Here is a 13,215-nt window from a genome sequence, read left to right as displayed (position 1 = left end):
ATGATCAAGGGGTGATTTTTATGAGTACAATAGAAATAGCTCACAGCATTCTTAACCGTTTTTCTGAAGAAGAACTAAACAGATTTATAGCGTATTTCGGCATTATTTATCCTGTTTCTGATACAGATGAAATTAAAGAAACCAGTGACTTTCCAGAATTTGAAGCACCTACTGACGATATTACTGAACGCAGAGCCGCTTTTGAGAGAATAGAACAATTACGCCGTCCTATGCCTGATCTTGATGAAAAATCTGAACTGGCCAGCTACAGAGAGGAGAAATACGGATAATGAAGATATTGCTTGACACCAATATTCTCATAGACTATATATCAAAGCGCGAACCGTATACCGAACACGCAAAAGCTGTTTTAATGTTATGCATGGAAAAGAAAATAGAGGGTTGTATTGCGGCGCATTCAGTTATGAATACATTCTATATCCTGCGCAAAGAAATGTCAGTTTCCGAAAGACGAAACTATCTCATCAACGTATGCAGCTTTCTCACAGTTATTGGTATTGACAAAAACAAAATTATTGCTTCGCTGAACAATAATGATTTTTCTGATTTTGAAGACTGTTTACAGAGCGAATGTGCAAAAGCCTTTTCTTCCGACTATATTGTAACACGTAACATAAAAGATTTTACTGACAGTTTAGTTCCCGCCATACTTCCAGATGAATTCTTAAAATTGATTTCATTATGAATTTGTATTTATACATCCGTTTTCAGACGGAAACGGCACTCTTTACATGAACACCGTTTAGCTTTGGCAAATATGAAGCGTGCGCCGGCAGGCGCACTATAGATAGCTGCGGCACGTCATTGACGTGCCGTAACCTTTTTATTCACCTATAAGCACAAGGCTTCCTTCGAATGCAAAGCCGTACTTGCGAATCTTCTCTTTCTTAACGCCTTTATCGAGCAGTATCTGCTCGTACTTCTTATCCTCTATCTGCTTCAGTGCGGCTGCAACGGTATCTTCAAGATCATTTTCGCCTTTTCTTTTGTTAAGCACCTTGAATTCAAATATCATTGCATCATCTTTTTCCTTGTCAAGCGGTTCAAGCAGTACGTCATATCTTCCGAATCCGCTTTCACGGTTGGATGTTACCGCATATCTGTCACGCAGATCTACAAGAAGTCCGAGTACAAAGCCGTGATAGAAACGTTCCGGCTCTGCCTCTTCTGACGGCTTCTTTCCTGTATCGAATGAGCTGAACATCGATACTGTCAGGTCGTTCATGAATTTATTCATGTAGTCAAGGTCATTCTGAAGAAGCGCCTTGATAAAATTACTGTAGCTGTTCCCTTTCCTGAACCACTTTGAAATAAGACCGCGAAACATTTTCACTGTTTCATAATTTACTATTTTCAGCTCATATTCCTCATCATCACGTGATTCAATTCTCAGGTATCCGCTCATCGTAAGCAGGCTCCAGGCAGAATTATCATCTGCGCTAAGATCGCTGTACACAAGCTCTTCATTTATCTGCTTTGTCACTGTTCCTCCGCAGAGAAGATGCTCAAAATCGCTTTTCATTTCCGCATCGCCTTCGCGCAGAAGGTCACTTACAAGTTTATTGGAACTGGTATTTGCCCAGTAAGGTGATAATATTTTCTTGCCAAGGAAATTAGTCACTGACCACGGATTATAAATGTCCTTAAGATCACCGATGGTAAATCCGTCGTACCAGTATTTCACTTCATCCTTATTGGTAAGGCCATATTCGTCCATCGCAGCAAATACTTCTTCTTCAGTAAATCCGAAGTATTCCTGATATTTTACTGCTGAAAGTGTACATATCTCTATATTATTGAAATCTGAAAACAGGGATTCCTTACTTACTCTTGTTATTCCTGTAAGCACACTGCGGTACATGTACGGATTGCTTTTGAATGTTGTATTAAAGAACCCTCGCATGAAAGCGACAACTTCATCCCAGTATTTCTTTACATATGATTCGACCATTGGTGTATCATATTCGTCGAGAAGGATTATGACTTTCTTTCCGTAATGGATCGAAAGAAGTTCTGAAAGATATGCTATACTCTGTGCAAGAACATTTATGTCTACTTTCCCTTCTGGTTTTTTTACCATAATATCATAATCATAATTGAACCGGTCTTTTTTTCTTGATGTTATCTTTTCACTGTCATTTACGATTTCTTCATAGTGTGAATACACTGACAGGATTGTTGAATTCATCTGATTCAGAAAATCTTCATAGGTAATTCCTTTGATTTTTGCAAAAGTCAGAAAAATCACAGGCTGATTTCCCTGCAGTTCTCTCATTTTCTCATCGTTCCAGACTTCAAGGCCTTCAAAAAGATCAGCTCTTCCCGCATATTCCGGACTGAAGAAACATTCGAGCATACTCATGTTCAGTGTTTTTCCGAAACGGCGCGGTCGGGTGATAAGGGTAACTTCATCCTTTGCTGTCCACCATTCCTTTATAAACTTTGTTTTATCTACTAAAAAACAGTTTCCTTCTATCATTTTACTGAAACTCTGTACTCCTGTCCCTATCACACGCGGCATATTATCTGCTCCTTTCCCGTTGTTTTCTTTCATATATTAGTATACTGTATTTATGCCTTTTTGGCAATAGAGAAAACGGCACCTTCAGCTAAGGCTGAAAGTGCCGTTTTGATCGTAAATGAGCTGCCGCTCATTAAGAAAGTCTGCGTTTTAACTAAATAAAACGGCATTCCATACAGAGCACCGTTTAGCTTTTGCAAATATGAAGCGTGCGCTTTTGGCGCACTATAGATAGCTGCGGCACGTCATTGACGTGCCGTAACCTTTTTATTCACCTATAAGCACAAGGCTTCCTTCGAATGCAAAACCGTACTTGCGAATTCTTTCTTTCTTTATTCCTTTATCAAGCAGTATCTGCTCGTACTTCTTTTCCTCTATCTGCTTAAGTGCAGCTGCGACGGTATCTTCAAGATCATTTTCGCCTTTTCTTTTGTTAAGTACCTTGAATTCAAATATCATTGCATCATCTTTTTCCTTATCAAGCGGTTCAAGCAGTACGTCATATCTTCCGAATCCGCTTTCACGGTTGGATGTTACCACATATCTCTCACGAAGATCTACAAGCAGTCCGAGTACAAAGCCGTGATAGAAACGTTCCGGTTCTGCCTCTTCTGACGGCTTCTTTCCTGTATCGAATGAGCTGAACATCGATACTGTCAGGTCGTTCATGAATTTATTCATGTAATCAAGGTCATTCTGAAGCAGTGCTTTGAGAAAATTACTGTAGCTGTTTCCTTTCTTAAACCACTTTGAAATAAGGTTTCGGAACATTTTTACCGTTTCGAAATTTACTATTTTCAGCTCATATTCATCATCATCACGAGTTTCAATTTTCAGATATCCGCTCATCGCAAGCAGGCTCCATACAGCGTTCTCATCTTCATCAAGATCGCTGTACACAAGCTCTTCATTTATCTGCTTTATCACTGTTCCACCGCAGAGAAGATGCTCAAAATCACTTTTCATTTCCGCATCGCCTTCGCGCAGAAGGTCACTTACAAGTTTATTGGAACTGGTATTTGCCCAGTAAGGTGAATATACCCCTTCATCAAGGAAATTAATTATCGACCACGGATTATAGATATCTTTCTGTGTTCCGATGGTAAACCCGTCATACCAGTATTTTATCTTTTCCCTGTCCGTATAACCATATTCATCAAGGGCTGCAAATACTTCTTCTTCAGTAAATCCAAAATGCTCTTCATATTTTTCACTTGATAAAGAACAAATTTTCAGATTATTGAAATCAGAAAACAGAGACTCTTTGCTGACTCTTGTTATTCCCGTCAGCACACTGCGGTACATGTACGGATTGCTTTTGAATGTTGTATTGAAAAATGTACGCATGAAAGATACAACATCATCCCAGTATTTATTCGCATATGATTCAACCATCGGTGTATCATATTCATCAAGAAGTATAATGACTTTTTTTCCGTAATGGATCGAAAGAAGTTCTGAAAGATATGCTATGCTCTTTGTAAGCAGAGTTGTATTGACTTTTTTATCAGGATCACCCTCTTCAGCGACCAGTGTTTTCAGCATTGTACGGTTAAAAAGATTAAATTTTTCTTTTTGGCCCTCCGAGATCTTATCGCTGTTATTTACAAACACTTCATAACGTGAATAAACTGACTGCATTTCAGCATTCATCTGTTCAAGAAAATCATTATGATCTTCGCCTTTTATCGCTGCCATCGTAAAAAAGATGACCGGCCAGCTTCCCTGAAGTTCTCTCATTTTCTCATCATTCCAGACTTCAAGGCCTTCAAAAAGATCAGCTCTTCCTGCATATTCCGGACTGAAGAAGCATTCGAGCATGCTCATGTTAAGTGTTTTTCCGAAACGGCGTGGTCGGGTGATAAGGGTAACTTCATCCTTTGCTGTCCACCAGTCCTTTATGAACTTCGTCTTGTCTATAAAAAAACAGTTTTCCTCTATCAGTTTGCTGAAGCTCTGCACTCCTGTTCCTATTTCACGAGCCATATTATCTGCTCCTTTCCCGTTGTTTTCTTTCATATATTAGTATACTGTATTTATGCCTTTTTGGCAATAGCGAAAACGGCACCTTCAGCTAAGGCTGAAAGTGCCGTTTTGATCGTAAATGAGCTGCCGCTCATTAAAAAAGTCTGTGCTTTAACTAAATAAAACGGCATTCCATACAGAGTGCCGTTTAGCTTTTGCAAATATGAAGCGTGCGCCGGCAGGCGCACTATAGATAGCTGCGGCACGTCATTGACGTGCCGTAACCTTTTTTATTCACCTATAAGCACACGGCTTCCTTCGAATGCAAAGCCGTACTTGCGAATCTTCTCTTTCTTAACGCCTTTATCGAGCAGTATCTGCTCGTACTTCTTATCCTCTATCTGCTTCAGTGCGGCTGCAACGGTATCTTCAAGATCATTTTCGCCTTTTCTTTTGTTAAGCACCTTGAATTCAAATATCATTGCATCATCTTTTTCCTTGTCAAGCGGTTCAAGCAGTACGTCATATCTTCCGAATCCGCTTTCACGGTTGGATGTTACCGCATATCTGTCACGCAGGTCTACAAGAAGTCCGAGTACAAAGCCGTGATAGAAACGTTCCGGTTCTGCCTCCTCTGACGGCTTCTTTCCTGTATCGAATGAGCTGAACATCGATACTGTCAGGTCGTTCATGAATTTATTCATGTAGTCAAGGTCATTCTGAAGAAGCGCCTTGATAAAATTACTGTAGCTGTTCCCTTTCCTGAACCACTTTGAAATAAGACCGCGAAACATTTTCACTGTTTCATAATTTACTATTTTCAGCTCATATTCCTCATCATCACGTGATTCAATTCTCAGGTATCCGCTCATCGTAAGCAGGCTCCAGGCAGAATTATCATCTGCGCTAAGATCGCTGTATACAAGTTCTTCATTTATCTGCTTTGTCACTGTTCCTCCGCAGAGAAGATGCTCAAAATCGCTTTTCATTTCCGCATCGCCTTCGCGCAGAAGGTCACTTACAAGTTTATTGGAACTGGTATTTGCCCAGTAAGGTGATAATATTTTCTTGCCAAGGAAATTAGTCACTGACCACGGATTATAAATGTCCTTAAGATCACCGATGGTAAATCCGTCGTACCAGTATTTCACTTCATCCTTATTGGTAAGGCCATATTCGTCCATCGCAGCAAATACTTCTTCTTCAGTAAATCCGAAGTATTCCTGATATTTTACTGCTGAAAGTGTACATATCTCTATATTATTGAAATCTGAAAACAGGGATTCCTTACTTACTCTTGTTATTCCTGTAAGCACACTGCGATACATGTACGGATTACTTTTGAAAGTAGTATTGAAAAATGTACGCATGAAAGATACAACTTCATCCCAGTATTTTTTTACATAGGATTCAACCATCGGCGTATCGTATTCATCGAGAAGGATTATGACTTTCTTTCCGTAATGGATAGACAACAACTCAGAAAGAAACGCTATGCTCTGTATCAGAAGATCAGTATTTACCTTTTTCTCAGACTTTTTCAGCATTGTCTCAACCATTTCCATATACATAAGACGGAATATTTCTTTTTTATCGGCTGATATCTTTTCGCTTTTACTTACAAAATCCTCATAACGCGAATACACTGACATCATAGTCGTATTCATTTGCCTGAGAAAATCTTCATAGGTAGTTCCTTTTATTTTAGCCATAGTGATAAAAATCACCGGCTGACTTCCCTGTAATCCTCGCATTTCCGGATCATTCCAGACATTCAGTCCTTCAAAAAGATCAGCTCTTCCGGCATATTCCGGACTGAAGAAACATTCGAGCATACTCATGTTCAGTGTTTTGCCAAAACGGCGCGGACGAGTGATGAGAGTGACTTCATCATCTGCATTCCACCAGTCGCTTATAAACTCTGTTTTATCTACAAAAAAACTACCGCGTTCTCTAAGTTTGCTGAAACTCTGCACTCCTGTTCCTATTTTTCGTGGCATGTTATCTGCTCCTTTCCCGTTGTTTTCTTTCATATATTAGTATACTGTATTTATGGCTTTTTGGCAATAGAGAAAACGGCACCTTCAGCTAAGGCTGAAAGTGCCGTTTTGATCGTAAATGAGCCACCGCTCATTAGTTTATTCTAATAACTGATATATCGTTTTCCTGCCCGCTTTGATCTGAACAAGTTTATTCTGCTTTACAAGTCTGTCGGGAATCCTGTAGGCTTTCGTCTGCCCTGGGCCGAGCTTTACGATTTATTAAACGTTATTACATTTTCGTCTGTCTTTTTCAGGATGGTTCCGGTAATACTCCTGCTTATCCTTGTACATAAGTTCATCCGCAGCATTCATCGCTGTTCGGATGTCATATTCTCCGGTAACATAAACAGATCCAACTGCAAAGCTTACATCAGGTGTGCTGTCGGCAAGAGAACGGAGCTGAGCAACATGCTGATCAAGCTTTTCATTTGTTATTTCCGGGCAGAAGACAACGAACTCATCACCGCCGGCGCGATAGATATCGTAATCTCCGAAAGCAAGTTTCAGAAGAGAACCTGCTCTTGCAAGGAGCTTGTCGCCTGCATCATGTCCGAAGTCATCGTTTACTGTCTTAAGGCCGTTAAGGTCGGCGAAAACCACGCCCATCGATTCAGGGCGTTTTTCCTCACCGGAAACGAGCGCATCAACATAATTGTTCATGGCATTGCGGTTATTTACCTGTGTAAGACCATCTGTTTTACTCTGAACTTCAAGTCTGGAAACCATCTGATGATTGGCTATGACCGATGAAATAAGGAACGCTGTCAGTTCAAGAGTTTCCTTGATACGCATCAGTTTTGAAACGTCGAAATTGGCAGCCCAGATAAATCCGACCAGAATGTTATTGTTGCGAATTGAATACAATATAAGATTATTTACATCGTATCTGCACAGCGAATCATACCATACCAGATCGCGTTCTTTTACATATTCAAGATCCTCAAGCAGCAGACAGTCGCTTTCCTCAAGAATATTGTTCCACGACATCGCTACTTCGAACGGTGAACGTCCCATTTCCGCAGCAAAGTTTTCAAGGAAATCGCGGTTAGCGCCGTCAGAATTTATGAAATTACAGTGCTGGTTGCTGATATCGACAGTATATAAAGCGCAGCGTTCAGAACCGCACACTTTTTTGATCTCATTTACAGCTGCCGCCATAGCCTGATGATAATTAGGCGTTTCATGAAGCTTAAGGCTTATATTCATTACGGCAGATGAAACTCCTTCGGAGTGCTGAGTCATATAATCCGTATCTGCTTCCGCAGAACGTGTTGTTATGTACAGGCAGTATGCTGTTCGCGGCGAAGTATTCGGCTCGCCTTTTTCATTTATGATGTTTCCGTCCTCGTCAAGCGGCAGATAGAATCCCTTGATCCACATTCCGAACGCATTTACATAGGAATACAAAGGTTCATTTCCCGAAGCACATCTGTACATGAAATTTTCAAGATTTATCTCGGTAAAATAACTGCGCAGCGGCACTCCCGGATAAAAGTCCGGTGCTCCCGGATTGACCTTGAACATCATATTGTTAAGAGAATTGATTGCCATAATGCGTATCTCACTGTAGCTGCCGTCCGGCAGTATATCGAACGCATAGACCCCTGCGATTACCTTGAACTTATCAACAAGTGCCTGTAGATCCATATTTTAACCCCCTGTAAATATATTGCCGTGTATACCGGCTTTAATCCCTGTTTTATATATATGTTTATTATAGTACAAAAGCGTAGTTTAGTCAACATCGACATATCAGATGTATGCGAAAAATGCACCGAAACTGCAGTATTCATATTTGCTTTAAAGTCTTGAAATTTTCACAAAAATGTGCTACAATTATTATTATTCAATTTATTGATCAGACAAATAAAGATCAGAATAGCAAATTTATTTCTATACATTTTTATGATTAGGGAGGATTACTCGATGAACATCAACAATCTTTATGAGATCATTCAGATCGCAAGAAGCAGAAAAACTTCGGATATACATTTTACAGTAGGTCTGCCTACTGTTTTCAGAATTCACGGAAGTCTTGAACCGTGCGGTATCGAACTTACCGACAACGACGTTTCAGACCTCATTCTTTCAATGCTCAATCAGGAACAGAGAAGCCAGCTTGATGACGGTTTCGACCTCGACTTTGCTCTCCAGAGCCCGGACGGATCACGATGCAGAGTCAATGTGTTCAGGGCAAAGGGACAGATAGGTGCTGTTCTCCGACTTCTGAACACAACAGCTCCTTCACTTGAAACAATGGGACTTCCGGCAGTTCTCAAGACACTCTGTAACGAACCAAGAGGACTTATCCTTGTTACAGGTCCTACAGGCAGCGGTAAGTCAACAACACTTGCTGCTATGATCAACGAGATCAACAACACAAAGCCGGTTCACATTCTTACAATTGAAGACCCTATAGAATATGTATACGTTCAGAATATGGCAACCATCAGACAGCGTGAAGTCGGATCAGATGTAAAGGACTTCAATGCCGCTCTCCGTTCAGCACTCCGTGAAGACCCGGATATCATCCTCGTCGGCGAAATGCGTGACTACGAAACTATTTCACTTGCACTGACAGCTGCTGAAACAGGTCATCTCGTAATGGGTACACTTCATACAACAAGTGCTCCGCAGACTATCGACCGTATCATTGACGCCTGCCCTCCTCACGCACAGGCTCAGGTAAGAACTATGCTTTCGACAACTCTCCGCGGCGTTATTTCACAGTGTCTCGTTCCGCTTGCAGCAGGAAACGGACGAGTTGCAGCAACTGAAGTACTCATCGGTACAGACGCTGCCATGAACCTTGTAAGAACTGAAAAGTGCCATCAGCTCGTTTCCACCATGCAGATGGGCAAGGCGCAGGGAATGCACACACTCAATTCCGACCTTGCACGTCTTGTACGTGAAGGACTCATCACAAAGGAAATGGCTCTCAACCACAGTACAAACAAGGGTGAACTTTCACAGACACTCGGTGATCCGTCGATGATGTTCTGATATAACAGACAATAAAATTTCAGGCCTCTGGTATTATTATATCAGGGGCCTTTTAATGTTCAGCCGTTTCAGCTTTGTCTATTATGCCGCGGAATATGTACAGACGAAAAACAACTTTAGCTAAATTATTCAATTGAATTATCGTTTAAAATCATATATACTGTAATATGTATATACTTTTAAAAGAGAAAGGAATAACATGAGCGCATACGTAGAATTTAAAAATGTAAAAAAGACGTATAAGTCGGGCGAAGTAGAGATACATGCCCTGAAGGACGTCAATTTTGAAATTAACAAAGGTGAATTCTGTGTTATAGTCGGAGCATCCGGCGCCGGAAAAACAACTATACTAAATATACTCGGCGGCATGGAGACTCTCACGGAAGGCAGCGTTTTTCTTGACGGAAACGAGATATCTGCACTGAAAAGAAGAAAACTTACGGCATACAGAAGATACGATGTAGGTTTTGTATTTCAGTTCTATAACCTTGTACCGAATCTGACCGCACTTGAAAACGTAGAGCTTGCCGCACAGATATGCCGGGAACCGCTTGACGCAAAGGCTGTACTCGGACAGGTTGGTCTTGCTGAACGTATGAAGAACTTCCCTTCCCAGCTTTCCGGCGGCGAACAGCAGCGTGTTGCTATCGCGAGAGCACTTGCAAAAAATCCGAAGCTTCTGCTCTGCGACGAGCCGACCGGAGCGCTTGATTACGCAACCGGAAAATCCGTGCTGAAACTTCTTCATGATACCTGCCGCAAAACAGGAATGACGGTGATAGTAATAACTCACAATCAGGCTATAACACCTGTGGCCGACCGCGTGATCACTGTAAAAAGCGGCACGGTTTCAGACATCCGCATAAACGACGAACCGGCAGATATCGATGCTATAGAATGGTGATGTCATGAGAAGTGCCATAGTAAAAAACACGCTGCGCGAAATACGCAGTACCTTCGGAAGATTTTTCGCCATAATGGCTATAATTGCTCTCGGAGTCGGATTTTTCACGGGAGTAAGAATAACTACTCCTGCAATGATCGATACGATAAACCGCTTTCTTGAAGAGCAGCAGTTCTACGATTACAGACTGCTTTCCGCAGTCGGATGGCAGGAAGAAGATATTGATTTCTTCCGTAAGCAGAAAGACGTCAGGTTCGCTGAAGGTGCGTACAGCCTTGATTTTATCAGAGCCGGACTTAACGAACATGTAGTGAAGGCACATTCCCTGACGGAAGGTGTGAACAGTATAAAACTCACGGAAGGCAGAATGCCTGAGAACGAAAATGAGTGCATCGCCGAAACCGGAAAAGCCACGGTCGGAAGTCAGATCACTCTTGCGGACAGCAATCCTGATTCGGTAAAAAACAGACTTAAAACAAACGCATTTACCGTAGTCGGACTTGCTGACTCCCCTCTTTACATCAACTTTGAACGCGGAAACACATCTCTCGGCAACGGTGAGATAAAGACTTTTGTCTATCTGCCGAAGGAAGCCTTCAATATAGAAGTTTACACTGAAGCCTACATACGTTTTGATCAGGATCATACCATATATTCCGATGAATATGAAGAATATATGGACGGCAGAGAAAAGCAGTGGGAAAGCCTGACCGATTCCCGCGCTAAACTGCAGTCTGACAAGATCTACAAGGAAGCTGAACAAAAACTAAACGACGGCAAAGCCGAATTTGAGGATAAGCGTAATGAAGGAAAACAGCAGCTTGATGAGGCGAAGCAGAAAATTGATGACGGAAAAGCTGAACTTGACAGACAGCTTGAAGAACTTGAAAAAATAAAGGATATCATGCCGGAACAGTATGCATCAGGAAAGGAACAGTACGATTCCGCGTATGCTGAATATGAAAACGGTCTTAAAGAATATGAGACCTCGCTCGCTGATTACGAAAAACAGATAAAAGACGGTAAAGCCGAGATCGAAAAAGGCGAAAAGGAACTTGCAAAGCTTCAGAAAGCTGAAACATACGTGCTTGACAGAAATACAAACATCGGATACGCCTGCTTTGAAAGCGACTCCGATATAGTAGCGCAGGTCGCAAAGGTATTTCCTGTATTCTTCATACTGGTAGCTGCTCTCGTCTGTATGACAACGATGAGCCGTATGGTCGAGGATCAGCGCACGCAGATAGGAATACTGAAAGCTCTCGGATATTCCGAAGGCACGGTCATGGGAAAATTCATGTTCTACTCCGGACTTGCAGCTGTGATCGGATGCGCGGGCGGCTACGCAGCCGGAAGCTATCTGTTCCCGAGAATCATCTGGAAGACATACACGCTTATGTATCTTCCTCTGCCTGTACGCTACATTTTCAGCCGCGATCTTGCTGTTATCGCACTTACCGTATCACTTCTGTGCTCAGTCGGTGTCACATGGTCAAGCTGCCGTGCCGAACTCTCGGAAACAGCTGCGGAACTGATGAGACCGAAAGCTCCGAAACCGGGAAAGAGAGTTCTTCTTGAGTACATCGGTTTTATCTGGAACCATATCAGCTTTCTCCACAAGGTATCAATAAGAAACATCTTCCGCTATAAAAAGAGGCTGTTCATGATGATACTCGGCATCGGCGGATGCACTGCCCTGCTTATCACCGGATTCGGATTAAAGGATTCCATCGCAGGATTTGCCGATACCCAGTACGATGAGATACAGGTAGCAGACGCATCTGCAGTTCTGAGAAACACGGGCACGGAAATGCCGGAAGATCTTGAAACGACCCTCGCGGAAAACACGACTGACCACACTCTGCTCTACACCGGATCATGGGATCTTCTGTACGGAAAAAAAGTCAAGAGTGTTACCATTTATGCCGCAGAAAGTTTTGAGAACATGGATAATTACTTCGTGCTCCGCGATATGAAAGGAAAAAAACTCAAAGCACCGTCAGAAGGTGAAGCGGTTATCAGTCACAGCATTGCCGACCGCTACGGCATACAGACCGGAAGCATGATGAAGCTTCGTGATGAGGATATGCGTGAGCTGAATGTTAAAGTCACCGGCATATTTGAAAACCATGTATATAACGTTGTCTTTCTCGGAATCGGAACCATGAACGAGCAGCTGGACACGGAAACGGAACTCAACTGTGCATTCTTAAATTTCAGAAAAGACATGGATATAAACGAAGCTTCCGCAGCCGTATCGAAAAACAGTCACGTAATGCAGATGATGGTCTTCGACAATCTTAAAACACGTCTCGGAAAGATGATGGGAAGTCTCGATTACATCGTACTCGTTGTTATCGTCTGCGCAGCCGGACTTGCTTTCATCGTTCTTTACAATCTCACGAACATCAACATTACCGAACGTGTCCGCGAGATAGCGACCATAAAAGTCCTCGGTTTCTTCCACCGCGAAACATCATCCTACGTCATGCGCGAAAACCTTGCACTCACCGCAATGGGTACCGCCGTCGGCGCCGTCGCCGGCATATTCCTGCACCGCTTCGTAATGGCACAGATCAAAGTCGATCTTGTGGATTTCAGTGCGAAAATACTGCGTGAAAGTTTTCTGTACAGCATCACCCTCACCTTCCTCTTCAACTTCATTGTAAGTCTTTTCATGGAAATAAAGCTTGTACGCATCAATATGGCAGAATCGCTTAAATCGGTGGAATAAAAATTAAGGCATCGTTCTCATTTCA

At 42.1% G+C, this 13,215-nt stretch carries 9 protein-coding genes; 5 read left to right on the top strand and 4 right to left on the bottom strand.

The window, feature by feature from the left end; translation table 11 throughout:
* The first annotated feature begins 20 nt into the window (after window positions 1–20).
* Window positions 21–290, top strand: a complete 270-nt coding sequence (locus CC97_RS16100; RefSeq protein ID WP_044976221.1) for a hypothetical protein — start codon at window positions 21–23, stop codon at window positions 288–290.
* Complete coding sequence (locus CC97_RS16095; protein ID WP_044976219.1) at window positions 290–706, top strand: PIN domain-containing protein; 417 nt, start codon at window positions 290–292, stop codon at window positions 704–706. Before CC97_RS16100 ends, CC97_RS16095 begins: the two co-directional genes overlap by 1 nt.
* Window positions 707–844: 138 nt before the next feature.
* Here the strand turns inward: CC97_RS16095 and CC97_RS16090 are convergent, their stop codons facing one another.
* From CC97_RS16090 to CC97_RS16075, 4 genes are all read right to left on the bottom strand, one after another.
* Window positions 845–2,542: an AAA family ATPase gene (locus CC97_RS16090; RefSeq protein ID WP_044976217.1), complete on the bottom strand. Its 1,698-nt coding sequence runs from the start codon at window positions 2,540–2,542 to the stop codon at window positions 845–847.
* A 267-nt stretch (window positions 2,543–2,809) separates the two neighbouring features.
* The gene (locus CC97_RS16085) at window positions 2,810–4,528 is read right to left on the bottom strand and encodes an AAA family ATPase (protein WP_044976215.1); all 1,719 of its coding nucleotides are present in this window, start codon (window positions 4,526–4,528) and stop codon (window positions 2,810–2,812) included.
* Between the two features lie 269 nt (window positions 4,529–4,797).
* Window positions 4,798–6,507 carry an AAA family ATPase gene (locus CC97_RS16080; RefSeq protein WP_044976213.1) on the bottom strand — a complete coding sequence of 570 codons (1,710 nt, stop codon included), beginning with the start codon at window positions 6,505–6,507 and terminating at the stop codon, window positions 4,798–4,800.
* Window positions 6,508–6,768: 261 nt separating this feature from the next.
* The gene (locus tag CC97_RS16075) at window positions 6,769–8,196 is read right to left on the bottom strand and encodes a sensor domain-containing diguanylate cyclase (RefSeq protein WP_044976211.1); all 1,428 of its coding nucleotides are present in this window, start codon (window positions 8,194–8,196) and stop codon (window positions 6,769–6,771) included.
* Window positions 8,197–8,475: 279 nt separating this feature from the next.
* On the opposite strand from CC97_RS16075, the gene CC97_RS16070 reads away from it, so the two are divergent.
* The 3 genes from CC97_RS16070 (at window position 8,476) to CC97_RS16060 (ending at window position 13,190) form a co-directional block, all read left to right on the top strand.
* The gene (locus CC97_RS16070) at window positions 8,476–9,552 is read left to right on the top strand and encodes a type IV pilus twitching motility protein PilT (RefSeq protein WP_044976208.1); all 1,077 of its coding nucleotides are present in this window, start codon (window positions 8,476–8,478) and stop codon (window positions 9,550–9,552) included.
* Window positions 9,553–9,751: 199 nt separating this feature from the next.
* A complete protein-coding gene (locus CC97_RS16065) occupies window positions 9,752–10,456 on the top strand; it encodes an ABC transporter ATP-binding protein (protein ID WP_044976206.1) in 705 nt (234 codons plus the stop codon).
* Between the two features lie 4 nt (window positions 10,457–10,460).
* The gene (locus CC97_RS16060; protein WP_044976204.1) at window positions 10,461–13,190 is read left to right on the top strand and encodes an ABC transporter permease; all 2,730 of its coding nucleotides are present in this window, start codon (window positions 10,461–10,463) and stop codon (window positions 13,188–13,190) included.
* Window positions 13,191–13,215 lie beyond the last annotated feature (25 nt).

It is taken from the genome of Ruminococcus sp. HUN007 (assembly GCF_000712055.1).
Taxonomy (GTDB): Bacteria; Bacillota; Clostridia; order Oscillospirales; family Ruminococcaceae; genus HUN007.
This window is presented reverse-complemented; position numbering and strand designations above follow the sequence as displayed.

Excerpts from the sequence above, each read along its gene's own strand:
- CC97_RS16095 (WP_044976219.1), top strand. The coding sequence starts at position 290 with ATGAAGATATTGCTTGACACCAATATTCTCATAGACTATATATCAAAG.
- CC97_RS16065 (WP_044976206.1), top strand. The coding sequence starts at position 9,752 with ATGAGCGCATACGTAGAATTTAAAAATGTAAAAAAGACGTATAAGTCG.
- CC97_RS16100 (WP_044976221.1), top strand. The coding sequence starts at position 21 with ATGAGTACAATAGAAATAGCTCACAGCATTCTTAACCGTTTTTCTGAA.
- CC97_RS16060 (WP_044976204.1), top strand. The coding sequence starts at position 10,461 with ATGAGAAGTGCCATAGTAAAAAACACGCTGCGCGAAATACGCAGTACC.
- CC97_RS16070 (WP_044976208.1), top strand. The coding sequence starts at position 8,476 with ATGAACATCAACAATCTTTATGAGATCATTCAGATCGCAAGAAGCAGA.
- CC97_RS16085 (WP_044976215.1), bottom strand. The coding sequence starts at position 4,528 with ATGGCTCGTGAAATAGGAACAGGAGTGCAGAGCTTCAGCAAACTGATA.
- CC97_RS16075 (WP_044976211.1), bottom strand. The coding sequence starts at position 8,196 with ATGGATCTACAGGCACTTGTTGATAAGTTCAAGGTAATCGCAGGGGTC.
- CC97_RS16090 (WP_044976217.1), bottom strand. The coding sequence starts at position 2,542 with ATGCCGCGTGTGATAGGGACAGGAGTACAGAGTTTCAGTAAAATGATA.
- CC97_RS16080 (WP_044976213.1), bottom strand. The coding sequence starts at position 6,507 with ATGCCACGAAAAATAGGAACAGGAGTGCAGAGTTTCAGCAAACTTAGA.